This is a genomic window from Paenibacillus nanchangensis (genome assembly GCF_046543445.1).
Lineage (GTDB): Bacteria > Bacillota > Bacilli > Paenibacillales > Paenibacillaceae > Paenibacillus_AQ > Paenibacillus_AQ nanchangensis.
The window spans coordinates 164,893-189,947 of record NZ_JBHOFD010000008.1; the positions used below are offsets into that span (position 1 = coordinate 164,893).

Here is a 25,055-nt window from a genome sequence, read left to right on the forward strand (position 1 = left end):
AATCCCAACTCATTTTACTGAATTGCCAGACTCTTTGTCAATTCATTGAACTTTAGCCAAAAAGCCTTGAAAACATGAAAATAATCACAGCAAACCATTCCAATTCCATATAAACCGTACAGTTTTACTGTATGTTGTTTTCTCGCATCTGAGAAGAGCAACTTAAGATGTTTTCGGATTATTTGTGAACATTCTGTGAAACTCTTCAGGACGTTGGTCTAACTTGCCAAAATGGTGAAGTATCGCATTGACAATTCTTGCCGAAGCCTTTCCGTCTCCATAAGGGTTGGCGGCCCTGCTCATCGACTGGTAAAGGTCCTGATCGGTCAGCAGCGCATGTGTCCGTTGATACACCTTCTCCTCATCCGTTCCCACCAGTTCAAGCGTGCCGGCCTCAATTCCTTCCGGCCGTTCCGTTGTATCGCGCAGCACCAGCACCGGAACTCCAAAAGATGGAGCTTCCTCTTGCAGTCCGCCGGAATCGGTCAAAATCAGGTGGGTATGCGGGTAAAAATTATGCAGGTCTACGACATCCAGCGGATCGATCAGCTTGATTCTCGGATGATCGCCCAGAATCTCGTGCGCCGGCTCCTTGACCGCGGGGCTTGGATGGACGGGATAACAAATGGCGACATCTTCGAATTCATCGGCGATTCTTCTGACTGCACGGAAAATATGACGGTGCGGTTCGCCTTGCGATTCTCTGCGGTGCGCCGTCATCAAAATAAGTCGTTTTCCTGAAGCCCAATCCAATACCGGGTGCCGGTAATCCGGCTGTACGGTATATTGAAACACATCGGTAACCGTATTGCCTGTGATATAAATACTTGATTCTTTTTTGTTCTCGTTTCTCAAATTCCCCGCCGACCAGTCGGTAGGAGCGAAGTGAAGATCCGCCAAAACACCGGTAAGCTGGCGGTTCATCTCCTCAGGATACGGAGACAGCTTGTTCCACGTCCGCAGGCCCGCTTCCACATGGCCCACCTGAATCTGCTGCAAAAATGCGGCATAGCTCGCCAGAAATGTGGTCAGCGTATCCCCGTGCACCAGCACGATGTCGGGTTTCGCTTCCCGCAGCACAGGCTCCAATCCTTCGAGGACACGGATCGAAATTTCGTTCAGCGTCTGGCGGTTCTTCATCACGTCCAGATCGAAGTCCGGCGTAATGCCGAACACTTCGAGCACCTGGTCAAGCAGCTCTCTGTGCTGAGCGGTAACACATACCAGCGATTCGATCTGCTCGGGATGCCGCCCCAGCTCCAGCACAAGCGGCGCCATTTTGATCGCCTCGGGGCGAACGCCGAATATGGTCATTACTTTTATCTTGGACATTAACCCCTATCCTTTCTAATTATGCTTCTGCCCACCCCGTTACATACGGGAAGGATCTTATTTGGTTCCATACAGCCGGTCGCCGGCGTCGCCCAGCCCTGGCACAATATAACCATGATCGTTTAAGCATTCATCCAGCGCGGCGACATAGATGTCAACATCGGGATGTGCTTCCTGTACGGCGGCCACGCCTTCCGGTGCAGCGATCAGGTTCATCATCTTGATCTGCGTGCAGCCGCGGTTCTTAAGCGCGGTAATCGCGGCGATAGCCGATCCGCCTGTTGCCAGCATCGGGTCGATCACGATCAATTCCCGCTCTTGTACGTCGGTAGGAAGCTTTATGTAGTATTCTACCGGCTGGAGCGTGTCGGGATCGCGGAACAGGCCGACATGGCCGACTTTTGCCGCTGGGAGCAGTTTAAGCACGCCTTCCGTCATCCCGAGGCCCGCCCGGAGAATCGGAATCAGACCGAGCATCCGGCCCGAAATCACCTTACTCTGCGTTTCGGCGACAGGCGTCTGTACTGTAATCGTCTCAAGCGGAATCTCACGGGTAATCTCATAAGCCATCAAGGTGGCTACTTCATCGACATGCTCCCTGAATTCCTTGGTGTTGGTCCGCACGTCGCGGATAAACGTCAGTTTGTGTTGAATCAATGGATGATCGCAAATCACCAATTTTCCCATATTGCTGTCCCTCCGGTAATCGTATGTCTTGTCCCGCGAGCGGTCTCCTAAGCGAATGCGCCAGCCCTCCTCATTGGCGGAGCATGAACGCGTCTTTCGCGCTGAAAAAGAGAAGCCTTAACTGTGTGGCGTAAACGCATACTTGCTTGTCCGCGGCTAAATCCTGTTTATTATATCATCACCATCGCCGCATTTCATCTATGACGAAATGGTTTACGTTCCCCTTCCTCAGCGGATATTGTTTGATTGGAGTACTCGGTCTCATACCGCTGGTCCGAGTCATCCACTCTCCGGCCGGGGCCAAAATGGGTGGTTGGTCCTACATAATATAGGGTGACCTGCATGCACTTCTTCATACCTTTGGAGCTTTCACATTTGTTTCACTATTTTTATTGAAAGTTTCATGAACTTGCAATACGCTTTCACTATCTTTTTAATGGCAAGTAAATGTGAACGTTTTGTAAAAGAACGAAAAAAGCCCCTCGCAGCCAGCTGTATTGCCTGACTGTGAAGGGCTGAAAAAATCAAAGACTCCCAGGCTTAGTATTCCAAGCCAGGGTAAATCGGAAAACGTTCCGTCAGCGCTGCAACCCGGCGCGAAGCTTCGGCCAGCACAGCCTCATCCTTCGGCTGCTTCAGCGTCATCGCGATTACGCGGCCGATTTCGACCATCGCCTGCTCGTCCATTCCGCGGGAAGTAACGGCTGGCGTGCCGATCCGGATGCCGCTTGTCACAAACGGGCTGGTAGGGTCGAATGGAATGGCGTTTTTATTTACTGTGATGCCAACCTCATCCAGCACCTTTTCCGCATCCTTGCCTGTAATGTTCAGGCTGCGGGTATCCACCAGCATCAAGTGATTGTCGGTTCCGCCCGACACGATCGTCAGACCTTCTTCAACCAGCGTACCGGCCAGCACTCTGGCATTGTTCACGACGTTTTGCGCATAGGTTTTGAAGGCTGGCTGCAGCGCTTCGCCAAAAGATACGGCTTTGGCGGCGATCACATGCATCAGCGGGCCGCCCTGCGATCCCGGGAATACCGCCTTATCGATTGCGGCCGCCCAAGGTGCTTTACACAGAATCATGCCGCCGCGCGGGCCGCGCAGTGTTTTGTGCGTAGTAGTCGTTACAAAATGCGCATGCGGCACCGGATTCGGATGCAGTCCGGCGGCAACAAGACCGGCGATATGCGCCATATCAACCATAAAGAGCGCTCCAACGTCGTTTGCGATAGAAGCCAGCGCTTCAAAATCAATGGTGCGCGGATAAGCGCTCGCCCCTGCAACGATCAGGCGCGGACGGTGTTTGAACGCCGCTTTGCGGACTTCGTCATAATCGATCAGGAACGTATCTTCCTGAACGCCGTAGGCTACAAAATTATAGAGGAGGCCCGAAGCATTGACCGGACTGCCGTGGGTCAAATGCCCGCCGTGGGCGAGGTTCATGCCGAGCACCGTGTCGCCAGGTTTCAGCGCAGCGAGGTACACGGCCATATTCGCCTGGGCGCCGGAGTGCGGCTGCACATTCGCATGGTCGGCTCCGAACAGCTGTTTTGCGCGGTCGCGGGCAATGTTCTCCACCACGTCAACGTCTTCGCAGCCGCCATAATAACGTTTGCCAGGATAACCTTCGGCATACTTGTTCGTCAGTACGGAACCCATCGCTTCAATAACCGCCTCGCTGACGATATTCTCCGACGCGATCAGCTCAATGTTGCGCTGCTGGCGTTTCAGCTCCTGCCCCATCGCTTTCAGTACTTCCGGGTCACTTTTGCGCAGTTGATCCATTGTTTCAATTCCTCCCCTTAATATCCTGTTTGGTATAAAATGCCGGCGGTTAATCGCAGAATCCGGCTTCTCCAGCCGCTTCCGGCCGGTATACGGCGCGCTCTCCGCCAATTAGCGGAGGACGGCTCCAGGCAGCGTTGACCCGCGCCTTGCCGATATAGCGCAGGCCCGGACGAAACGGCACCGCCACCGCACGCAGATGCATGCCGATCAACGTCTCGCCGATATCCACTCCCGCGTGCGCCTGAACCGACGCTGCAAGCACCGGGTCCTGCAGCGAACGGTAGGCCGCTGCGGCCATGGAGCCTCCAGCGCGGGGAACGGGGACAGCCGACACTTCAGTCAGACCAAACCGCTCCAGTACGGCGCGTTCCATCACAAGCGCACGGTTTAAATGCTCACAGCATTGGAAGACAGGATGAAATCCGAATTCTTCCGCCGCACGGGTCACACCCGCAAGCAGTTCGCCCGCCACTTCAAGCGCGCCGGCCGTGCCGATTCGGGCTCCGGCGACCTCGCTTGTACTGGCACCGATAACGACCAGACGGCCGGGAGCAAGACCCGCGGCGCCGGCGAGTTCCTTAAGCACGGCATACGTCTGTTCCGCAAGCTGTCCGCCGCCAGCGGGCGCGGCGTTCCGGGGCGCGGCGCCCGGAATGTCGGTCCGGATGCGGTCCGCGTCCGGAGTCGATTGGTTCATATTTTCTTCCTCCTTCACTTTTTTCCACATGCGTGCCTTAAAAACGAATCCTTCCGTAAATCAAGGCGATGCTGTCCGCGGTAAAGCTGGGCTGCAGCCCAAAACTTCTGGCGCGTTACTGGACTGAAGGCGGCAAGTAAACAAAAAAGAGCAGTCCGCTGCTTGCGGATGTGCTCTTTTGCCCAGGCGACCGGCCGTTTATTCCGGTGCTCCATCGTGGTTTGTCCACATTTGTCGCCAGTTACACCGAAACCGCTATTTGCTTCCTATCTTAAAGCAAAAAGATGCGAAAAGCAACCGTGTTCTCTCTTAACGCGGAACATCCAGCTTATCCAGCAGGCGGTGCAGCGCCGAGCGGATTTCTGCAGCGGCCATCTCATAATCTTCCCGGGTGCCGCCGTAAGGATCCGTAATATCAAAGCTCGGAATCCGCTGGCGGATCTCGATGATCCGCTCCATATCGGCGGCATTCGGCTCCTGCCCAAGCGACCGCTTCAGTTCCGCCTGTGCGTAGAGGCTGTCCAGTTCAGCCAAATCGGCCCGCACCGACTCTTCATCGCCAGTATATTCCTTTAGCGTATAAGTCTTGTCCACCGCTTCAGGGTAGTAGTGCAGCACATGCTGTTTATGGCTGCGGGTCAAAGTTAAAATCAGATCGGCCCAATTCACCGTTTCCTCCGTCAGCTGGGATGAAGTAATGCTGCCCTCAAACCCTTCCTCCCGCAGGATCGCGGCCGCGTGGCGCGACATGGATGTGCCGGTAATTGCGGATACGCCGGCGGAACGCACGCCCAGCTCTATCCCCCGCTCCGCGGACAACTTCCGCAGAAGACCTTCAGCCATCGGACTGCGGCAGGTGTTGCCCGTGCAGACGAACAGAATATTCAGCATGCTTCTCCACCTCCCGTTACTTGTTTTTCTATGGTGATATTGTATCAAAAGATAATCAGCAAACCAAACGCCAGCAGAATGGCTCCGCCCAGGGCTTCCCCGTATTCGCCAAGCCCGCCGCGGACACGCCGGCCAAGCAGCAGTCCGATAACCGACATCAGCCCGCCGCTCGCTCCAAAAGCAAGCACAATCCACAGCAGGCCGTTTACGAACATTCCCAACGACACGCCTACAGAAAACGAGTCGACGCTGACGCTGAGCGAGATCAGCAGCATGCCGAGAAAAGTGCGGTGATCCATTGCCTTTACGCCAGCCCCCTCTCCGGGGTGAAACGCGTTATATATCATATGCGCGCCCAACAGCACCAGCAGTCCTCCAGCGGCATAACCGGTAACCTGTCCGAGCAGATGGCCGACGTAGCTGCCCGCCAGCAGGCCAAGCAGCGGCATAATCACATGAAACAAGGCGACCAGCAGGCTCATTTGCAGCACATGGAGCAGCCGGATGCCCCGCATCCCGATTCCCACTCCCAGCGAAAAAGCATCCAGTCCAAGCGCAAATGCCATAATGGCGACCGTCATCAGCTGACCCAACGCGGGATAACCTTCCGCCAAGCCCATCCGCAACCCCCCAGGTCCATAGATATCTTGTACAACACACGATATGCGGACAAGGGGGCTTTCATGACTGGACCGGCAAGTCTGCCTTCCATAAGGCACGGTTATAAAGACTGCACGAGTCTATTTCAAAATGGATTTAAAACAAGATGAACCAATAACCAAAACGGTAGAAGAGTGGGGAAGGTTAGTCCGCCTGAATAATCCGCCCCCCGGCCGCTTTGGCCAGCCGGTTCATGAGCGCTGCGCCGAGACCGGTCTCCGGGCAGGTCTCGGACAGAATATATGTGACTCCCGCGTCGTCAAAACGCCGGAGCGCGGCGTACAGGGACCGGGCGGCTTCGCCCGGCTCGGCCAGCGGCCCAAGCGTCACGACGCAGGCGGCGGGCGATGCGGGATACAGGGGCACATGCTCGTCGAAGACAAGCAGCCCCGTGATCTCGCCGTTTTTCTCAGCCGCCCGCAGCCGCTCCGCCGCGGCCTGCGCCGTGCGCTCCGGCGATGCGCCGCTTACCAGCGTAAGGATGCCGCGCGGCGCATAATGCGTGTATTTCATGCCCGGCGCCCGGGGCGTGAAATTTGCATCCGCAGCAGCAGCCTTTGCTTTCCGGCCAACTGCCGCCGTGCTTGGTCGGGAAGCTTCAGCCGCGGCCGGTGCTGATGCGCCATTCGCGTCATACGCCGGATCGGCCGACGCGGATGAAGACTCTTCCGCAGCGGAGCCGGAGACGACGCGGCCTTCGCCGACGACGCCCTCCAGCTGCTCGGCGGTGATTCCGCCCGGCCGCAGCACGGCCACCCGGCCGTCCGGCTGCACCTGAACGACCGTCGACTCCAGGCCTACGCCGCAGGCGCCGCCGTCGACGACGCCGCCGATGCGCCCGGCCAGGTCGTCCAGCACATGGGCGGCCAGCGTCGGGCTCGGCCGCCCCGAGCGGTTCGCGCTGGGCGCGGCAACCGGACAGCCGGACGCTTCGATCAGCGCCAGCGCCACCGGGTGGTCGGGCATGCGGACGCCAACCGTGTCCAGCCCCGCCGTAACGCGCGCGGAGAGCACACCCGGCCGGACGGGCAGAACCACCGTCAGCGGGCCCGGCCAAAAAGCCGCCATCAGCGCGGCGGCTTCCGCCGGAACCGAGGCGGCCAGCCCGGCCAGGCTGGCCGGGTCGGCGATATGGACGATCAGCGGGTTGTCGGACGGACGGCCTTTGGCGGCAAAAACGGCTTCGACCGCCTCCGTCCGCCGCGCGTCGGCGCCCAAGCCGTAAACCGTCTCGGTCGGAAAAGCGACCGTGCCGCCGGCCCGCAGCATCTCTGCCGCTTTCCGGATCGCGTCATGGTCGCTTGCCGTCAACTCTCCGCCGCTTTCGTAATCAAGCCGCCAACAACGCGTCTCCTCTGCCGGGAGGCGTATCTCTCCCGATTTCTCATCCTGCATTAGCTCAGATTTCTCATTATATGAAGTCATGTCATCACAAGCTTTCTTGTTTCTGTATTCCGGGCGTTCCCGTCCTCAAATCGTATCATAATTTTTCCGTTCGCGGGAGACTGCTCGTTCCGTTTACGGGAGACTGCCTGTTCCGTTTACGGAAGACTGCCAGTTCCCATTCGCATGGGACTATCTGTTCAGTTTGCGCAGACCACCCATTTTCTTAAAGAGCAATCAGCTCCAAAGCGAACGCAGCCACTCGCCAATCCCCTCGATCAGCTCCCAGAGGAAAAACCGCACCTCCGGAGCTTCGCCTCCCGTTTCCGTTTCACCTGAATCAGCTGCGCCTGCAGCAGCTCCACCTGACCCGCCTTCTGCAGAGGTCTGCTGCACTTTCCCCGCACCTGTGGCTTTTGCCTGACCTGCTGCGGCTTTCGCTTTCCCTGCGGCGGATGCGTCCTCACCGCCAGCAGTTTCAGCCGATGCCGCAGCCGCTTCTCCCGTGCCCGCATCGATAAAGCAAAGCGGCGGGAACAGCACGCACCACCAGTTTTGGCCTTTTCCTTCGCCCAGCGTTACGCGGAGCGCCTCATATTCGCCAGCGGGATACACCGTACCGCCGTACAGCTTCGCCGGAAACGGCACCGTGCCGAGCTCCACCCGGTAGCTGTAGTCCTCCCCCCGCTCGCGCAGCTCCCGTCCGACCAGCGACTCCAGCTCGGGGAGCTGTGCTCGGATAAGCGTCCGCGCCTGCTCCAAGCTTTGCGGGTTTTCCAGTTCTGCGACCCAGAGGTTCATCTGCTGGACGATCTCGTCGCGGATTTGTCTTTTTACCAGCTGATCGCGCGGACTGTCCGAATTGGCCAAAATGCGCAGCCGGATCGACTCCTCCGGAATGGGGCCGGCAGCCACTGCCGCATCGCTTTTTTGACCTTCCCACATCATCATGACGATCATAAGCAAACAAGTATAAATGGCGGTAATCTTCACGGTTTTACGAATGGATTCTCCTGCGGAAGCACCTCTATTTGAAAACATCCCGATCACTCCTTCGGCGGTATGATTATCTATCCGCCAGTATCGCCGGAGGAGGCAAAGCTCAAACCTATAAAACTATAATTTTTTTAATAGCCAGCAGTTTGCTGACTCTCACCCGATAGATTCGCCCGCAGCCGCTCTGGTGCCAAGTCTTCGTCTGCCAAGCAAGCAACGTTTGAGGGGAAATTAGAATAACGCGGGAAAGAACCACAGATAGCATAGGAATAGCAAGGACATGTATGGAAGTAACAGAGACGTAGCAGGGGCTTGTATAGAAGTAGCAGAATAGCAGGTGGCGTACGGATGGCAGGAACGGGAGGACAAGAAAACGCAAAGTATTCCCCAGACGATTTCCCGAACAATTCCCCGGACAATATTCCGGACGATAATCCGGACAAAAAAAGACCGTTTCTTCCTGAATCCTCAAGAAAAAAACGGTCTGTCGCACAAGGAGCGGGTAACACCGCCGCTAGCTCTGTTTGGCAGGAGCAGGCGCCGGATAAGCCGCGGGCTTCGGCAGGTCGTCTTCGACTTCCTGGCCGTACAGCAGGACGCTCATCACAATCCCCATGCTGGCCATGTTGATCAGCAGCGAGGTTCCCCCATAGCTGATAAAAGGCAGCGTAATCCCCGTCAGCGGCATCAGCCCGATAAACGCTCCGATATTTTCAAGAATCTGATAGAGCAGCATTGAAACGACGCCGACGATGATAAAGGGGCCGGCCCGGTCTTTGGCTTCAAGCGCGATCAGAACCATCCGGTGAATCAAAATGAAAAAGATCATCAGCACCGCCGCCGACCCGACAAAACCAAACTCCTCGGCGATCTGTACAAAAATAGAGTCCGCGTACGTATACGGCACCCGGTTCGCCTGTACGGAGCTGCCTTTCAGATAACCTTCCCCGCTCATTCCGCCCGATGCGATGGCGAGCATGGCGTTTTTGGTATGGTAACTGGCGTCGGACGAAGCCTTTTCGGGCACCAGCCACGGATCGAAGCGGCTGATCAGGTGATCCCGTCCCGGGAGCTTTTCGATCAGCTTCACCGCTTGGTCATGATAATTGATATAACTCCAGATTCCGCCAAACGCCACCCCGCCGATTACCAGAATGGTAATCAGCGCGTGGGAAAACTTGATGTTCCCGATCCACAGCAGGCCGAACAGAATCACGATGTAACTCAGCGCGTTCCCCAAGTCGTTTTGGGTGATGACGATGGCGAACGGAACAAATGTCAGCAGGCCAATTGGAACGACATCCCGCCAGAAGCCAAGCTTTTGCTTGTTTTTGCGCACAAGAACCGAAGATAAAAACAAAATCAGAATCAGCTTAAACAGCTCGGCAGGCTGCAGGCTGATGCCGCCAATTTCCAGCCAGCCCTGCGCGCCATTTTTCGTCTTGCCGATAAAGCTGACCAGAACAAGAATGACAATGCCTGCGGCGTAAATGAAAAGAGCGTATTTCACCAGCAGCCTGTAGTCGAGAAAGGCAAGGCCAAAAAAAACAACAAAACCAAGAATATAAAATTTCAGCATCTTCATGTGGTGGCCGTCAATGCCTTCCCGCCCATGAGTAACGCTGTATATCGCAAAAATGCAGACGGCCATCAATAACAGCAGCATGACGACGATAACCCCGTCGATTTTTTTAATCTTCTGAAGCAATGGACTGCCTCCTTGCGGTATGTTCGGCTTATCCGTCGGTGATCCGGACCGCGGGAGCCCGGTCCTGTTCCCATTGTAACGGAACTGGTAAAAGAATTACAACAACCGGAAGGCGCGGCTTGACCGCGGCCCGGGCGCCGCCCCTATTAGCCGGCCAAAAGCAGACTGTCCGGGCGGCCCGGGCAGCTGGTCAATCGAGCAGCGTCCGAACTCCCCTTGCACCGCGTGCAGGAAGATTGCACGCGGTGCAAACCATAACTTCATCGGGACAGGCCGATGACGTGGCGGGGGATCCCTGCGAGATCGTTAACGGTAACGATCTCGTTCCAGTGCCCGCGCGCGCGGAGCAGCGCGGCCACCTCCCCCGCCTGGCCGAGCCCCAGCTCGAAGCCGACCAGGCGGGGCGGAGCGGGGAGCAGCGCCAGCTGCTCCAGCATCCGGCGGTACGGGTCCAGCCCGTCCGCCCCGCCGTCCAGCGCCGTGCGCGGCTCGTAGTCGCGCACCTCGCGCTGCAGCCCGGCGATGGTACCGCCGGGGATGTACGGTGGATTGGATACAAGGATATCCACCGCCAGGTCTTGGAACGGCTCGAGCAGATCGCCGAGCCGGAACTCCACGGCGGCGCCGAGACGCCGCGCGTTGCGGCCGGCCACGGCCAGCGCCGCCGGCGAGATGTCGCCGGCCAGCACGCGCCACGCGGGCGCTTCGGCCGCCAGCGTGACGCCGATGGCGCCGCTGCCGGCGCCGATATCGACGGCGGTCAGCGGCCTGGCGGCGCTTCTGCCGCCGCCCGTCTCAGCCGGAGCCGCGTCCGCTGCAACAAGCGGCGCCTCCGCTTCGCCGCACCCGGTGCCGCCAACGCTCGGGCTGTGGCTCCCTTGGCTCCGGTCCGCAGCACTGTGGCCCACCGAATCGCGGTCGGCTGAAGCATAGTTCGCCTGAGCCCCGTCAAGTCCGCTCTCCGCCGACGATCCCGTGCCCGCCTTAACGCCTTCCGGCCACAGCTCGCCCGCATACCGGAGCACCGCTTCGACCAACAGCTCCGTCTCCGGGCGGGGGATCAGCACGTCGGGCGTCACCTCGAACGGCCGCCCGTAGAACTCCTGCTCGCCGATGATGTATTGGGCAGGCTCGCCCCGGCCCCGGCGCGTTACCGCCGCTTCCCAGTCCGCCCGCTTCTCCGCAGGGAACGGGTCGAACAAAGCCATGTAATAAGCGGCGCCCGACAGCCCCAGCACATGCTCCAGCAGCAGCTGGGCGCTGCGCTGCGGCTCATGCGCTCCCTGCTCCTCCAAAAAAGAAGAAGCCTCCGCAAAGGCTTCCCGGATGCTTTGCACCTGCGACATGACATATGCGCTCTGTTTCAAAGCATTATTCTCCTTTTTCCATCAGCTCGGCCTGCTCCGCGATCGACAGCGCCGAAATGATATCTTCAATCTCCCCGTTCATCACCTGATCCAGACGGTGAAGCGTAAGCCCGATCCGGTGGTCGGTTACCCGGCTCTGCGGGAAATTGTACGTCCGGATGCGTTCGCTCCGGTCGCCGGTGCCGACTTTGCTTTTGCGTTCGCCGGCGTATTTCGCTTCTTCCTCCTGGCGCATCATATCGAAGATACGGGCCCGCAGCACCTGCAGCGCCTTCTCCTTGTTGGAGTTCTGCGATTTGCCGTCCTGGCACGTCGCCACGATTCCGGTCGGGATATGCGTCACCCGCACAGCCGACTTGGTCGTGTTGACGGACTGTCCGCCCGCGCCGCTGGAGCAGAACGTGTCGACACGGATATCTTTGTCATGAATTTCGATATCCACTTCTTCAGCTTCCGGCATCACTGCCACCGTCGAAGTGGACGTATGAATCCGTCCGCCCGATTCGGTCGTCGGGATCCGCTGTACCCGGTGCGCGCCGCTTTCGTATTTCATTTTGCTGTAAGCGCCGCGTCCGTTGATGGAGAAAATAACCTCTTTGAATCCTCCGAGGTCATTCGTGTTGGCATCCATCAGCTCCACGCGCCAGCCTTGGCTGTCCGCGTAGCGGGTGTACATCCGGTACAGATCGGAAGCAAACAGCGCCGCTTCGTCGCCGCCGGCCGCGCCACGGATTTCCACGATTACGTTTTTGTCGTCATTAGGGTCCTTTGGCAAAAGCAGAATACGGATCTTCTGCTCCAGCTCGATCTGGCGCGAGGACAGCTCCTCGATTTCCATTTTGACCATTTCGCGCATTTCGTCGTCAAGCTTCTCGCCGAGCATGGTTTTGGCTGCATCCAGCTCTTCCATGACGGTCTTATATTCACTATATGCCTCGTAGGCGGGTTGTAAATCGGATTGTTCCTTGGAATAATCTCTCAGCTTCTTGCTGTCGTTCGCCACGTCGGGGTCGCAGAGCAGCTCGCTCAGTTTCTCGTAGCGGTCCGCCAGGGATTGCAATCGGTCCAACAAAGGAATCACCTCTCCTGTATAAATTCGTTCCACACTTCGGTAAAGCTTCACAAGGGAGTTCCTTTACGCAAAGCGGCGCTCCGTCCGGCTTCGCTTGGCAATGCCCGCGGAAGTCGCCCGCTGAAGCGTCTGGCAAGGGTCAAGGCTGTTCGTTAAAAAAACGTCTGCCTCAGTTTGGAGTCAAACTAGGGCACACGACTTTATATTATATCATTCCTTACGCAAAAAGGCTATATGCAAGAGAGCGGGCCTGCCGCCTGTTTTCAGCACACACCGTTCACTACGAGCAAGCCCTTCAAGGCATCCCCCTTAGGGACATCAAACGATATTTTATTTACAAAAAAAGCGGCGCATCGCGCCGCACGTTGTCTTCGCTTGTCCTGTCAACCCGCCAGAATGCGGATTAGACGTTAAAGCGGAAATGCATAACGTCCCCGTCCTGCACGACGTATTCCTTGCCCTCCAGCCGGAGCTGGCCGCGTTCGCGCGCGCCGTTCATCGAACCGGCTGCCACGAGATCGTCGTAAGCCACCACTTCCGCACGGATAAAGCCGCGTTCGAAGTCGGAGTGGATCACGCCCGCCGCTCCCGGCGCTTTCGTGCCTTTGCGGATTGTCCATGCCCGGACTTCCTGCACACCCGCCGTAAAATACGTGTACAGGCCAAGCAGGCGGTAAGCCGCTTTGATCAGGCGGTTCAGACCCGATTCCTGCAGGCCCAGCTCTTCCAGGAACATCGCCTTGTCTTCGCCTTCCAGCTCGGCGATTTCCGCCTCTACTTTCGCGCTGATCGGCACCACTTCTGCATTCTCGGCAGCCGCAAACTCACGCACCTGCTGCACATACGGATTGCTTTCGGCGTCGGCCACTTCGTCTTCGCTTACGTTGGCCGCATACAGCACCGGCTTCAGCGTCAGCAGGTGAAGGTCGCGGATAATCAGACGTTCTTCTTCGGTCATCTCGATGCTGCGCGCAGGTTTGTCCTCATAAAGGGCTTCCTTCACCCGTTCCAGCAGCTCCACTTCCTGGGCGTACTGCTTGTTGCCGCCCTTCATGTTTTTGCGGGAACGCTCGATCCGTTTCTCCACGCTTTCGACATCGGCCAGGATCAGCTCCAGGTTGATCGTCTGGATATCGCTTACCGGATTGACTTTGCCGTCGACATGCGTAATATTCTCGTCTTCGAAGCAGCGGACCACATGCACAATCGCGTCCACTTCCCGGATGTGAGCCAAAAACTTGTTGCCGAGGCCTTCGCCCTTGCTCGCACCGCGTACCAGTCCGGCAATATCGACGAACTCGAATGCGGTCGGCACCGTTTTGTTCGGCTGCACCAGTTCGGTCAGCTTATCGAGCCGTTCGTCCGGCACTTCCACCACGCCGACGTTCGGATCGATGGTGCAGAACGGGTAGTTCGCCGACTCAGCGCCCGCCTGCGTGATTGCGTTAAACAACGTAGATTTGCCGACGTTCGGCAATCCGACGATTCCAGCTTTCAAAGCCATTTATATGACAACTCCCATTTCTAGTTGATTGATCACGAGCCTTTGCACGATCTAAGTTATTATATCAGCATTTTGCCTAAATCCCAACAGCGACTTCTTTTCGGCTTCTTGCCGGAGCAACCGGGTTCCCGCTTTCTTCCCGACAGGTTCGAGTGCCTTTTGAGCAGCCGGATCATCCATAGATTTCCCGTACATAGCTCCCTGCTGTTTCCCTTAACAAAAAAAGGACCTCTCCACGAGATCCTTCATACGGATGGATGGGTGCGATACCAGATCCCTGCTTTCGGGCGAATGGGTGCGTTGCCTATCCCCGCTATAAGGCGAATGGTGCGATAAGAGATCCCTGCTTGCTGACGGCTGGATGGCGTTACGATATCCCTGTTTGCTGACAACTGGATTCGTTACGGGATCCAGCTTGCCGACGACTGTATGCGTTACAGCTCCTTGGACATGGTGATGTCGGTGACGGCGTACCCCATTTTTTTGTACAGTTCAAAAGCCCGGTTGTTCTGTCCGAACACATGAAGACCAATCCGGCGAATCTCCATCTGCCGCGCCTCTTCGTCCAGCGCCTGCATCACCTGAGTGCCGTAGCCTTTGCCTTGAAACGGCTCGTAGATGTACAGATCGTAAATAAACGCTTCGCGCCCGCTCCGGCCTTCAGTGACATTAAACCAGATATAACCGACATGAGTATCGGTCTCCGTCTCCACCGCAGAGTACAAAAACGCCCCGTCGGTATGCAGCCCGCGCGGCAAAAACCCCGCCATCGCCTCTTTGGAGGCTTTGAGCGCCTGTTCCGCGTCCCATGAACCGGACTTTACTTTCTCTTCGGCAAAATCCCGGGTGGATTGATTAATAAAAAATTGAAATGTGGACTCGTCCATCTTCATTAATTTGATCATAAGTTTTAAGCCCTTCCTTGTTCTGTTTGGGCGGATGATTCCCAGTTCCCATTATAGCGGATTAGCGCCGCCTTTACAGTCCAAGTTTCGTGCAGATTTCAGGCAAAATGGCCCATCGTGCGTCCCGGACGAACGTTATCAGGTCCTTCCGGATGAGTACGGCTTATTTTTAGCCCGGACAATCCGGGCCTGATTTACAAAAAGGTGCGGCAGCTGGTGCTTCAACATCAGCTGGTGCTTCAACACTAGCCGATTCTTACAGATGATCTTACAAACGGCCCTTCGGCACCAGCCGGTCCGTTAGACGCAAGGCGGCCGGATCGGACACGCCGATCCCGAACATCGCCGTTTTCAGCTCCAGCTCGACCTGAGCCAGCGCCGCATCCAGCTCTTCTTCGGACGAGACCGCTGCTCCAAGCAGCCCCCGGCCGAACCCTGCAAGATCAGCGCCAAGCGCAATCGCTTTGGCCGCGTCAACGCCGCTCTGCAGGCCTCCGCTGCCGATCAGGGCGCCGTCCGGGACTGCCGCGCGAACCTCCGCGATGCAGTCGGCCGTCGGGATGCCCCAATCGGCAAACGCCTCGGCGGCCGCCCGGCGGACCGGGTCCGTGCTGCGGAATTTCTCGACCTGGCTCCACGACGTGCCGCCCGCCCCGGCCACATCAATAAACGCCGCTCCAGCCTCATGCAGCCTGCGGGCGGTTTCGCCGTCGATGCCCCAGCCGACCTCTTTGATCCCCACAGGGACCTCAAGCGTCCGGCATACCGTTTCGATCCGCTTCAGTAAATCCCCAAACCGAGTATTTCCTTCCGGCTGAAAAATTTCCTGCAGCCCGTTCAGATGCAGCACCAGCCAATCGGCTTCCGCAATTTCCACGGCCCGGCGGCACTCCTCCGCCCCAAATCCGTAGGCCAGCTGGACCGCGCCAAGGTTGGCGATCACCGGAACGCCTGCGGCCGCTTCACGCACGCGGAACGTCTCCGCCAGCTCCGACCGCTCGACCGCCGCCCGCACCGAGCCTACGCCCAGCGCCCAGCCGCGTCTTCCCGCAGCAGCCGCCAGCCTGGCGTTGATGCGTCCGGTCGCCTCGCTGCCGCCCGTCATGGAGCTGATCAGCAGCGGCGTGCGAAGCGTCCGTCCAAGGAAGCGGGTCTGTAGCGAAATCTCTTCAAAATCAACCTCCGGCAGCGCGCAGTGCTTGAACCTGTACCGCTCCAATCCCGTGGTTATGCCGCTGCCCGCGACTTCCTCCTCCAGGCAGAGCCGCACATGCTCCAGCTTCCGTTCCCCTGTCCGGGAAGCCGGCAGCAGCGAGCCGCCCTCCTTACCGGGACGTTCCTGCTGCTCCTCAGCTGACGCCGGCTCCTGGTTCGTCCCGGCGGTCATGGGCCCCCGGTTCACCTCGGCGGACGACGCAGCCTGTTCTGCCCCTGCGGGTCCCGCTCCAAGCGGCGCCGAACCGGCAGACGGGCGGCCGCCCGTCTGCTCCGTGCCGGACTTCAGCCCCTGCTTCAGACCAGTTTTCGGGCTGTGGTTCATAAGGTTTTTCCTCCTCTCCAATATCATTGGTTTACCGGTCTTTTTACCCTGCAGGCCGCTCTCATCCGCCCATTATAGCATATCCCTGTCCAAACTCCGATTTTCCGCGCGGTTCAGCCTCCGCCCAAAATCGTCTCCGCCACCATACGGCCCGACAACGAGACAATCGGCGTTCCGCCGCCGGGATGCGTTGTGCCGCCAACGTACCACAGACCCTTCACGCCTCGGCTTTTATTGCCCGGCCGAAAAAACGTCTGGCGCACCGAGTTCGAGGAAATGCCGTAGATGGCCCCTTTGTAAGCCAGCGTGTCCGCAGCTATATCCTGCGGTGTGTAAGGGATCAGCACCTCCGCTTCCCGCACGCCCTTTATCCCGTGGTTCTCCAGCACCGAGAGGATGCGGTCGGCATAATAATGTTTTTCTTCGCGCCAGTCGCAGGCTTCGCTGAGGTAAGGGGCGTTGGCTAGGATAAACAGATTGCTTGCCCCTTCCGGCGCCATTCCGGACTCCGTGTAGCCGGAGTGACAGACATATACCGCAGGCTCCGGCGGCGTCATCCGTCTGCCGAAGATGTACAGGAACTCATCGCGATACGTCTCGGGAAAAAATACGGTGTGGTGCAGCAGCGCATCATACCGCCTTCCGACGCCCGCCAGCAGCACCATGCCCGACAACGACGGCTCGTAGGCTTCCGGCTTCAGCCCCGGCTCGGCCCGGTCCGGCAGCAGCCGGGCGGCCGCCTGGACGGCGTCGCCTCCAATGACCACACGGTCCGCCGGATAAAAACGGTCCGCCGTCTCCACTCCCGTCACCCGGCCGCCGTCCAGCCGGATTTGCTTTGCCTCTGTGTTCGTCACCACCGTGACGCCCAGCTCCCGGGCAAGGGTCAGGAGCCCTTCAACCAGACGGTAGGTGCCTCCATGCACCCCATATATCCCTTCTTCGGCTTCCGCCGAACCGAGCATAGCGAAAATCGAAGGCGCTTCATAAGGCGAAGAACCAACATATGTGGCGTAGCGTCCAAACATGGCCAGCGTATTTGGATGCTTGAAGTAGCGGCGGAGAAAAGGCTCCAGCCGGACGAGCGGCCGCACCCGCAGCCAGTCGCGCAGCAGCCCAGGCGCCAGTTTATCCCTCCAGGACAGCATCGGCCGGTTTAGGAACCGCCTATTGCTAAGCCGGTACAGCTCCCCGGCCTCGTCCAGAAACTCATTGTACCGTCCGGCATCTCCGGGACTATAGGCGGCAATCTGCTCCCGCATGAAAGCACGGTTTTTTGAGAGGTCGACTACCGTCCCGTCCGCAAAAACATTACGTGTGCGAGGTTCCAATTCATAGAGCGATACGTAGTCCTCCATTCTCGCCCCCGCCAGCTCGTACAGGGAGCGAAACACATGCGGCATCGTAATGGTGCTGGGGCCGCGGTCGAACGTATATCCGTCCTGCTCGATCCGCTGCAGTTTGCCGCCGGGGGCGGACTGGCGCTCCAGCACGGTGACCTTCCAGCCCCCCGCCGCCAGCCGGACGGCGCAGGACAAGCCGCCGAACCCGGCGCCGATAATCACCGCCGTACCCTTCATGAATACCGCCTTCCTTTCCATTCATATCCCTTACGCCCGCCGAGCCAGGAAGCGATGGCAATGGCCGCGAGGCTGAGCATGCTGAGCGGATAAAACAGGCACAGCCAGAGCGGCTGGCGGCCTTTCCGGTCCGCGGCCGCTTTTATGCCTATTCCGAACAGTACAGCGGTCCCGCACCAGACTGTGGATACGGCGTTTCCCCCTATCATCAGCGGAAGCAGGGCGGCTGGCGGGAGAAGGTACATCCAGCCGTACAGCAGCAGCAGGCCTGCCAGCAGCCAGGGCTGTCGGCCCAGTCCGGCATACAGATTTTTACGGTACCCGTTCCATACCTCGCGGGCGTTGTGATACATGCGCATGGATGCGTAGCCGGTCAGATCAGCTAATTTAACCGGCTCGCCTGCGCGCTTGACCGCACGGGCCAATGACATATCGTCAACCAGTTCGCTCCGGATCGCGGCATGTCCGCCGCATCGTTGGTAGGTTCCGCTGTGAATCAGCATAAAACCGCCGTGCGCTGCTGTAAAACGGGGGTCCTGCAGCCGGCGTAAAAGCGGCAGCGGCAGATGGCAGACGATGGTGAACAGCATCAGCGGGACGACCAGCCGCTCCATCCAGGTGCCGGTAACTTGGCGTGGAAACCCCGAGATCAATCCATGACGCTGGGCGGCCGCTCCCCTAACGGCAGCTTTCAGCGCCTCCGTTTCCAGCCGGATATCTGCGTCCAGAAACAACAGCCACTCACCCCGGGCTGCCTCAGCCAGCTGCGCGCAGGCATAGGACTTCCCCTGCCAGCCCGCTGGAAGCGGGCGGCCGCTCAGGACGCGGACCCGTCCTTCACCAGCCGCAGCGGCGATTTCTCCTGTTCCGTCCTCCGAGCCGTCGTCCAGCACGATTATTTCATAGCCGATCCGTCCAGCGAGGCCCTCAACGCTTCGCAGGCAAGCGTGCACACACTCGCCGATATTATCTGCTTCATTACGGGCCGGAATAAGGATCGACAGGAGCGGACGAGGTGAGCTGTGCTTTCCCCTCTCTTCCCCGGATCTATCCGCCACAGGGTGAACTTCTCCCGGCTGACTGCTCCCCGCCTGTCTGCCCGGCCCAACCGGCTCGCCCAGTCTGCCCCACCCGCAATGGAACACTGAGGCACCGGCGGAAGGTGCGGCGGCATCTCGAGCCGCAGCCCAAGCGCGGCTGTCCATCCAGTCGCAGCTGTCCATCCGCCAGACGTAGTCGTTCATCCATTTGGCGCGCGGCAGCAGCTGCTCCAGCCGGGGCACTTTGCCCATGTTCCATAGGGCAAAAGCAAGCTGCAGCCCGGTCAGCACCGCCGCGGCCAGGAAAACCGCCGTCATTTTGCCCTCCGGAGCCGGAAGGCGTCATACCGTTCATTCACCGATTGCCCCGTCCTTATTAGCGGAGTACAACCTGCGGGAAGGCCGTTTTCCGACTGCCGCACCTCGTGAAGGTGCCCGTCGAGCTGGGTTTGGAGCGCAGACTGCAGCATTTCCGCGATTGTTTTTCGGTCCAGTTCGCTCCACGGCTTCAGTATAGGCGGACCTGCCAGCAGCACAGCTTCAGGCTTCGAATGGAGAAACAAGCCGTGCACCAGCGTAACCGGTACAACCGCCGCTTCGGGGCACAGGCGGAGGACAAAACCGGCTCCGGACTGGAACTCAAGCGGCGCCGCGCCCAGCCGGCGGATTTCGCCCTCCGGGAACATCCAGACGGAGCCGCCCCCCTTTAGCAGCGAAGCGGTATATTTTAGTGAAGCCGCTGTGGACGAAGAACGGTGCCGATCGATGGAATACGCGCCGATTTTGCGGAAAAACGCATATTTCTTCAACTGGGCCTCCTCCATCATGAAATAATGATCCCGCTGCGTCAGCGTTCTGGCCGCATGGTACGCAAGCAGGCCGTCCCACCAGGAGCTGTGGTTCATAACATACAAAATTGGCCGCCCCGCTGCTTCATCCGGGCTAAGATCGCCCGCCGCACCAACATAACGAAAGTTCCGCTGCAGGAGATACCGGGAATTATAGAGGTAAAAAAGGTTATCGAATGTCCGCGACTTGGCGGCTGCGAGCATAACGCCAGCTCCCTTCAGCGGCAAGTGTCCCAAGCAGGGCGATACAAACGGCACCCCACAGGCCTTCCTTCAGGGCAAGCAGGCCAAAAAAGACAAGCATCCCCTGGTACAGGCGCGTTCCGCTGTGAACAGCTGTTTTTCCGGCGGGTATATGAGGCAGACAGAAGGACAGCAGGATGGAAACGATGAACCATCCAAGAAAATTGCTTGCCGGAACGCCGTAAAAGCTCATACCGCCGCTATCCTGTTTCCAATTCCAAAATCCTCTGGCATAAGCCACCGGATCAAGCACCAGATCAAGCAGCACCGCCCATACTCCCGTCTGCACGGACCGGACAGCGGCCAGCCGAAATCCGGATTGGCCGAAATCGCGGCTGAGCAGCACCGCAGTTCCGACCACGCCAATCCAGGCAAACCCTAGTGTAACCGGCACGCCAAACCAGTGCGGCCCGAGAATATCCGAATACTGATACGTGCCGAACAGGCGTCCGGAATGTACACCCACCCACTCCAGGGCCATGCCGCCGGTCCATATGCAGGCCGCCGATGCCCAAAGCCGCCACAGCCCGTGAGAACTGACTGACCGGCCGGACAGTGAGGTTTTTAAAAGACCCTTTTTTATAAGAACAAGCGCATAAAGTCCAAACAGCATCAAAAAAAATCCGTTCGCGAATCCCAAAACCGCAGGAACGCCTGGACCCAGCAGCAGCACGGCACCGATCGAATACCAGATCCAAAAAATACCGCCAATCATCCCAGCGCGGCCACCCCCTTGCATCCTGCAGGCGACAGTCTGGGGTAACGCTGACTGACAAGGCGCAGCATGTTCAGCTTGGCAGCGTCACTTACGAACGCTCTGCGCCGGAACACATCGTATCCGCCGGCCTCCACATCATCCAGAATCGCGGAGTAAAATGCCGCCGCCAGTTCGACCGCCATGCCGCTTTCAGGAGGGTAGCTGCCAATGTTGCCAAGCCCGATTCTGAACGAGCGCAGCGCCTCTGTCCGCAACTCCTCCAGCACGGCGCGAAATCTGCTGTTGACGATTCCTTGCTCCAGTTCCTGCTGCGTGTAGCCGTACTTGTTCATCAGCTCCAGCGGCACGTATCTTCTTCCCCGCTCCAGATCTTCCCCGACGTCACGGATAATATTGACCAGCTGCATTCCAATTCCCAGCGCAATCCCGGCTTCCCGGGCCTCCGCTCCGCCATCTTTCCTCAGCACGGGCAGCAGCATCTCCCCCACCGTTCCCGCGACGAGATAACAATAACGCCGCAGCTCCGTCATGGTCAGGTAGTGGGTGAACGTAAGATCTCCCGTCTGCCCTTCCATCTGCAGCAGGAACGGTTCCTGCTCAAGCCCGGGAAATTTCGCGAACAGCCAGCGGAGCGCCGGCCAGATGAAATGTCCTTCCGCCCGCTCCAAATTCAGAAACAGCGTCCGCAGTTCATGGATGCCGTAGGGGGAACGGCCCGGTTCGTCCACGCTGTCGTCAATCATCCGGCAGAAGGCATAAATGACATACACCGCTTCCCGGCGGGGCGAGGGGAGGCCTTGAAACGCCATATAAAAAGAGGAGGATCTACCCTGAATCATTTCCTCGCATTTCCGCAAAATTTCATCCACGCTTCTTCATCTCCTTCATCATTTGACTGACCGCAAGCCGCGCGCCCTGCATCACAATCGGCACGCCGCCCCCCGGGTGCACGGACGCTCCCGCGGCGTACAGCCCTTCCAGCGGAAGCGGTTTGGGCTGCGGCCGGAATACACCCGACTGCGACAAGACTGGAGCGATCCCGAAGCTTCCTCCGCCGTATAACCCTTCCCGCTGCGCATCCTCCGGGGTTCGGATTTTCCGCCAGACAATCCGATCGCGCAGGCCTGGAAACCCCCGCCGCTCTGCGTCCTCCAGTACCCGCTCCACAAGCGGTCCGGATTCTGCTGCCCAGTCTATTCCATGCGCATCGGGTACCGGAATCAAAAAGTACAGCACGCTCGCTCCCGGCGGCGCCGCTTCCGGATCCAGCACCGCCGGATTAAACACATAATACGACGGGTCCGCCGGAATCCGGCGTTCCTTGAACACACTCTTCAGACTCCGGTCTAGACTATCCGGCAGAAAAAACTGGTGCGTAAGGGACTTTTCCCACCGTTTTTCCACTCCGATGTAGAGCAGCACGCAGCCTGATGAGGGAAGATAATCCCGCCGCACCCGGACCGGTCCGCCGGTTCGCCCCCCGCTTCCTCGGCTTCCCGTCCAGCCCGGCGCGACGATTCCTGCGGAGGAAGACATCCGGCGGCGCGGGGCTCCTTGTTTCGAATCCGGTTCGTCAGTCTCAGCCTTTTTCCGTCCCGTTCCTCCCGCCAGCAGTTCATCAAGATTCGGATAATCCCCGTTATACAGCACCGCATCGTATTCCTCAGCCGCTCCCCGGACGACCACTCCCCTGCAGCGCCGCCCTTGAATCAGCAGCGATTCAATGGCTGTTTCCGTATGAATCTTTACTCCGCGCCGCACCAGTTCTTCCGCCATCAGTTCCGGCAGCCGCCCGTAGCCGCCCTTCAGCATCCAGACGCCAAAAGCCAGCTCGGCGTAAGGGAGCATGGTATAAATGCCGGGGGTCTGAAACGGAGCTCCTCCAATATAAAGGCTTTGCAGCGAAAACGCGTCCCGCAGCTCCTCGCTCCGGAAATATCGGCCCACCGCCGACCGCAGGCTCCGGTATGCCTGGAGGCGAAGCATAAGACGAAGATTCGAGGGAGTGAAAAAATCACGGTTCCGGCCAAAGTCCCGCTCCAGAAACGAGCGTTTGCCCTGCGGATACAAATGAGCCATGTCCCGCATAAAACGCAACAGACCCGCTCCTTCGCCCGGATAAGTCCGCTCAATCTCCGCCGCGGTCTCCTCAGCTCCGCCGGTTTTTATAAGGGTCCGCCCGCTGCGGAAGTGAATCCGGTACAGCGGATCACAGCGCAGCAGGGGCACCCGCTCCGCGGGAATGCCCGCTTCCTCCAAAATGCCGAGCAGCATCTCGGGCAGCAGCACGATCGTCGGTCCTTTATCGATCCGAAATGGTCCTTCTTCCTCAAAGGCCGTCCGCCCGCCCACTTTGCTTTCTTGTTCGTACAAAGTGACCTCCTGTCCCTGCCGGCTGAGCAGCAGCGCCGCCGTCAGACCGCCGATGCCACCGCCGATCACCGCGACCCGGCTCACAGCCGCGCTCCCGTCCCGGCAGCAGAACCCGCCGGCGCATGGATCCGGCTTTTTGCCGGTCGGTCGGATTCGCGCAGCAGGCGGACGCTGATCTTGGCCGATTCAAAGATGGTCGGCAGCCCGCTGCCCGGATGAGTTCCTCCGCCGACCAGCCAGACGCCTTTTATTTCCTGAAACCGGTTATGGGGGCGAAGGTACATCATCTGCCCGAGGTTATGCGCAAGATTGAACACAGCCCCGTTGTACACGTCCAGCTTGTTTTGCCAATCCAGCGGCGAGTAGAACAGGCTTTCCTCCACACGGCTTTCGAGTCCTGCCAGACCCGGTATCCGTTCCAGCCGTTCCAGCATCATGTCACGCACCCGCTCCCTATCCCGGTCCCATTCCGTTTGTCCCTGCAAATTCGCTACCGGCATCAGCACATACAGGGAGGATTTTCCTGCCGGAGCCAGCGTCGGATCGATAGCGGATGGATTGTGAACATAAATGGAAGGATCTTTTGGCAGGACGCCCAGCCTCGTGATTTCCTCCACATTGCGGCGGTAATCGCCAGCAAAGTGAACGGAATGATGCGCCAGGCCGACCGGACCGTCGATGCCCAGGTACAGCATAGCTGCGGACAAAGAATAACGTTTGCGGGCGATTTTGTTCGGTGTATAACGTTTGAGCAGACCAGGCTCAAACAGATTCGTCATTGCGGAGCCAAAGTCGGCGCCAATGACGACGTGGTCTGCGTCCACTTTTTCACCGTTTTCCAGGAGCAGTCCCTGCGCCTGGCGGTTTTTTACCAATATCCGTTTAACCCCGCAAGCCGTATGAATCGAGCCGCCGTATTCCTGGATGATATCAGCCATGGCCTCCAGCACCCGGTTCACTCCGCCAACCGGATGATACAATCCGTAGCGGTGCTCCAGAAAGGATAAAATGGTGAACGTGCCCGGACATTCCCAAGGCGACATCCCGAGATATTTGGCTTGAAAAGTAAACGATTGGCGCAGACGCTCATCCTTGAAATACTTGGATAACCGGTTGTACACAGTGTCCGCGGCGTGCAGCTTGGGCAGCGCTTTGAAAACATCGCGTTTAAGGTAATCCCCCAGCGATCCGAACGGCCGCTGCAGCAGCGGCATGATCCGGCTGAATTTGTTTTCTTCCTCTTTCATAAACCGCAGATACCCCTGTTCGTCGCCCGGGAACAGCTTCGCAATTTGCTCCGCGGTGTCTTCCCGGTTCGTCGAAGGCGAAAACACAAGGTCTCCGAAATGCAGCGAATACAGCGGATCCAGCTCCTTCATCTCCACGTAATCGGAGAGTGAGCGGCCCGCCAGCTCAAACAGCTCCTTAAGCAGCTGGGGCATCATTAAAAAAGTCGCTCCCCTGTCGAACCGGTAATTCCCCAGCTCCAGTCTTCCGGAACGTCCCCCGACAACGGGCTGCTTCTCGTACACTTGAACCCTGTAGCCTCCGGCAGCAAGCAGCATCGCCGCAGCAAGGCCGCCCGGTCCGGCGCCCACTACCGCTACTTTTGCAGCGGATTCCGCTAATGGCAGCAATCCGATCCCTCCTCTCAACCTTTATTTACCCACATTTTAGACAAACCTTATACAATGGTGATACAAATATCATACAATCAACT

21 protein-coding genes and 1 riboswitch are annotated in these 25,055 nt (G+C 58.4%); all 21 genes read right to left on the minus strand.

The annotated features are described in order from the left end of the window. Positions 1 to 162 precede the first annotated feature (162 nt). Positions 163 to 1,332, minus strand: coding sequence for a non-hydrolyzing UDP-N-acetylglucosamine 2-epimerase (gene wecB, locus ACE6ED_RS08410; protein WP_410826660.1), 1,170 nt, complete (start codon positions 1,330 to 1,332; stop codon positions 163 to 165). Positions 1,333 to 1,389: 57 nt separating this feature from the next. Next, complete coding sequence (gene upp / locus ACE6ED_RS08415) at positions 1,390 to 2,019, minus strand: uracil phosphoribosyltransferase (RefSeq protein WP_410826661.1); 630 nt, start codon at positions 2,017 to 2,019, stop codon at positions 1,390 to 1,392. A 540-nt stretch (positions 2,020 to 2,559) separates the two neighbouring features. Beyond that, positions 2,560 to 3,807 carry a serine hydroxymethyltransferase gene (locus ACE6ED_RS08420; protein ID WP_410826662.1) on the minus strand — a complete coding sequence of 416 codons (1,248 nt, stop codon included), beginning with the start codon at positions 3,805 to 3,807 and terminating at the stop codon, positions 2,560 to 2,562. A gap of 49 nt (positions 3,808 to 3,856) precedes the next feature. Further along, a complete protein-coding gene (locus ACE6ED_RS08425; RefSeq protein ID WP_410826663.1) occupies positions 3,857 to 4,507 on the minus strand; it encodes a TIGR01440 family protein in 651 nt (216 codons plus the stop codon). A gap of 173 nt (positions 4,508 to 4,680) precedes the next feature. Continuing rightward, a riboswitch (ZMP/ZTP riboswitch) is annotated at positions 4,681 to 4,762 on the minus strand. 54 nt (positions 4,763 to 4,816) lie between these two features. Beyond that, positions 4,817 to 5,398: a low molecular weight protein arginine phosphatase gene (locus ACE6ED_RS08430; RefSeq protein ID WP_410826664.1), complete on the minus strand. Its 582-nt coding sequence runs from the start codon at positions 5,396 to 5,398 to the stop codon at positions 4,817 to 4,819. Between the two features lie 44 nt (positions 5,399 to 5,442). Next, the gene (locus ACE6ED_RS08435) at positions 5,443 to 6,018 is read right to left on the minus strand and encodes a manganese efflux pump MntP (protein WP_410826665.1); all 576 of its coding nucleotides are present in this window, start codon (positions 6,016 to 6,018) and stop codon (positions 5,443 to 5,445) included. Between the two features lie 184 nt (positions 6,019 to 6,202). Then, a complete protein-coding gene (locus tag ACE6ED_RS08440) occupies positions 6,203 to 7,453 on the minus strand; it encodes an L-threonylcarbamoyladenylate synthase (protein ID WP_410826666.1) in 1,251 nt (416 codons plus the stop codon). Between the two features lie 225 nt (positions 7,454 to 7,678). Continuing rightward, positions 7,679 to 8,446, minus strand: a complete 768-nt coding sequence (gene spoIIR, locus ACE6ED_RS08445) for a stage II sporulation protein R (RefSeq protein WP_410826692.1) — start codon at positions 8,444 to 8,446, stop codon at positions 7,679 to 7,681. Between the two features lie 505 nt (positions 8,447 to 8,951). Next, positions 8,952 to 10,145: an FtsW/RodA/SpoVE family cell cycle protein gene (locus ACE6ED_RS08450; protein ID WP_410826667.1), complete on the minus strand. Its 1,194-nt coding sequence runs from the start codon at positions 10,143 to 10,145 to the stop codon at positions 8,952 to 8,954. Between the two features lie 260 nt (positions 10,146 to 10,405). Then, the gene (locus tag ACE6ED_RS08455; RefSeq protein ID WP_410826668.1) at positions 10,406 to 11,512 is read right to left on the minus strand and encodes a N5-glutamine methyltransferase family protein; all 1,107 of its coding nucleotides are present in this window, start codon (positions 11,510 to 11,512) and stop codon (positions 10,406 to 10,408) included. A gap of 4 nt (positions 11,513 to 11,516) precedes the next feature. After that, positions 11,517 to 12,584, minus strand: a complete 1,068-nt coding sequence (prfA, locus tag ACE6ED_RS08460) for a peptide chain release factor 1 (RefSeq protein ID WP_410826669.1) — start codon at positions 12,582 to 12,584, stop codon at positions 11,517 to 11,519. 403 nt (positions 12,585 to 12,987) lie between these two features. Next, positions 12,988 to 14,088 carry a redox-regulated ATPase YchF gene (ychF, locus tag ACE6ED_RS08465; protein WP_410826670.1) on the minus strand — a complete coding sequence of 367 codons (1,101 nt, stop codon included), beginning with the start codon at positions 14,086 to 14,088 and terminating at the stop codon, positions 12,988 to 12,990. Between the two features lie 434 nt (positions 14,089 to 14,522). Beyond that, positions 14,523 to 14,993 (minus strand): GNAT family N-acetyltransferase, encoded by a 471-nt coding sequence (locus ACE6ED_RS08470; RefSeq protein ID WP_410826671.1) that lies wholly within the window; start codon positions 14,991 to 14,993, stop codon positions 14,523 to 14,525. A gap of 268 nt (positions 14,994 to 15,261) precedes the next feature. Then, positions 15,262 to 16,380, minus strand: coding sequence for a type 2 isopentenyl-diphosphate Delta-isomerase (gene fni, locus ACE6ED_RS08475; RefSeq protein WP_410826693.1), 1,119 nt, complete (start codon positions 16,378 to 16,380; stop codon positions 15,262 to 15,264). Between the two features lie 266 nt (positions 16,381 to 16,646). Next, positions 16,647 to 18,113 carry a phytoene desaturase family protein gene (locus tag ACE6ED_RS08480; protein ID WP_410826672.1) on the minus strand — a complete coding sequence of 489 codons (1,467 nt, stop codon included), beginning with the start codon at positions 18,111 to 18,113 and terminating at the stop codon, positions 16,647 to 16,649. Next, positions 18,110 to 19,471: a glycosyltransferase family 2 protein gene (locus tag ACE6ED_RS08485; protein WP_410826673.1), complete on the minus strand. Its 1,362-nt coding sequence runs from the start codon at positions 19,469 to 19,471 to the stop codon at positions 18,110 to 18,112. Before ACE6ED_RS08485 ends, ACE6ED_RS08480 begins: the two co-directional genes overlap by 4 nt. Then, complete coding sequence (locus tag ACE6ED_RS08490) at positions 19,468 to 20,205, minus strand: lysophospholipid acyltransferase family protein (protein ID WP_410826674.1); 738 nt, start codon at positions 20,203 to 20,205, stop codon at positions 19,468 to 19,470. Before ACE6ED_RS08490 ends, ACE6ED_RS08485 begins: the two co-directional genes overlap by 4 nt. Continuing rightward, positions 20,171 to 20,959, minus strand: coding sequence for a carotenoid biosynthesis protein (locus tag ACE6ED_RS08495; protein ID WP_410826675.1), 789 nt, complete (start codon positions 20,957 to 20,959; stop codon positions 20,171 to 20,173). Before ACE6ED_RS08495 ends, ACE6ED_RS08490 begins: the two co-directional genes overlap by 35 nt. Continuing rightward, positions 20,956 to 21,831, minus strand: coding sequence for a phytoene/squalene synthase family protein (locus ACE6ED_RS08500; protein WP_410826676.1), 876 nt, complete (start codon positions 21,829 to 21,831; stop codon positions 20,956 to 20,958). The genes ACE6ED_RS08495 and ACE6ED_RS08500 overlap by 4 nt, the downstream gene beginning before the upstream one ends. After that, the gene (locus ACE6ED_RS08505) at positions 21,824 to 23,419 is read right to left on the minus strand and encodes a phytoene desaturase family protein (protein ID WP_410826677.1); all 1,596 of its coding nucleotides are present in this window, start codon (positions 23,417 to 23,419) and stop codon (positions 21,824 to 21,826) included. Before ACE6ED_RS08505 ends, ACE6ED_RS08500 begins: the two co-directional genes overlap by 8 nt. Further along, the gene (locus ACE6ED_RS08510; protein ID WP_410826694.1) at positions 23,416 to 24,969 is read right to left on the minus strand and encodes a phytoene desaturase family protein; all 1,554 of its coding nucleotides are present in this window, start codon (positions 24,967 to 24,969) and stop codon (positions 23,416 to 23,418) included. Before ACE6ED_RS08510 ends, ACE6ED_RS08505 begins: the two co-directional genes overlap by 4 nt. Positions 24,970 to 25,055: the final 86 nt, after the last annotated feature.

Bases quoted from the DNA above. Each gene is read 5' to 3' on its own strand.
- ACE6ED_RS08480 (WP_410826672.1), bottom strand. From the start codon at position 18,113: ATGAAGGGTACGGCGGTGATTATCGGCGCCGGGTTCGGCGGCTTGTCC.
- ACE6ED_RS08430 (WP_410826664.1), bottom strand. From the start codon at position 5,398: ATGCTGAATATTCTGTTCGTCTGCACGGGCAACACCTGCCGCAGTCCG.
- wecB (WP_410826660.1), bottom strand. From the start codon at position 1,332: ATGTCCAAGATAAAAGTAATGACCATATTCGGCGTTCGCCCCGAGGCG.
- ACE6ED_RS08425 (WP_410826663.1), bottom strand. From the start codon at position 4,507: ATGAACCAATCGACTCCGGACGCGGACCGCATCCGGACCGACATTCCG.
- ACE6ED_RS08490 (WP_410826674.1), bottom strand. From the start codon at position 20,205: ATGCTCGCAGCCGCCAAGTCGCGGACATTCGATAACCTTTTTTACCTC.
- ACE6ED_RS08495 (WP_410826675.1), bottom strand. From the start codon at position 20,959: ATGATTGGCGGTATTTTTTGGATCTGGTATTCGATCGGTGCCGTGCTG.
- upp (WP_410826661.1), bottom strand. From the start codon at position 2,019: ATGGGAAAATTGGTGATTTGCGATCATCCATTGATTCAACACAAACTG.
- ACE6ED_RS08440 (WP_410826666.1), bottom strand. From the start codon at position 7,453: ATGCAGGATGAGAAATCGGGAGAGATACGCCTCCCGGCAGAGGAGACG.
- ACE6ED_RS08470 (WP_410826671.1), bottom strand. From the start codon at position 14,993: ATGATCAAATTAATGAAGATGGACGAGTCCACATTTCAATTTTTTATT.
- ACE6ED_RS08420 (WP_410826662.1), bottom strand. From the start codon at position 3,807: ATGGATCAACTGCGCAAAAGTGACCCGGAAGTACTGAAAGCGATGGGG.
- fni (WP_410826693.1), bottom strand. From the start codon at position 16,380: ATGACCGCCGGGACGAACCAGGAGCCGGCGTCAGCTGAGGAGCAGCAG.
- ACE6ED_RS08435 (WP_410826665.1), bottom strand. From the start codon at position 6,018: ATGGGCTTGGCGGAAGGTTATCCCGCGTTGGGTCAGCTGATGACGGTC.
- ychF (WP_410826670.1), bottom strand. From the start codon at position 14,088: ATGGCTTTGAAAGCTGGAATCGTCGGATTGCCGAACGTCGGCAAATCT.
- ACE6ED_RS08485 (WP_410826673.1), bottom strand. From the start codon at position 19,471: ATGACGGCGGTTTTCCTGGCCGCGGCGGTGCTGACCGGGCTGCAGCTT.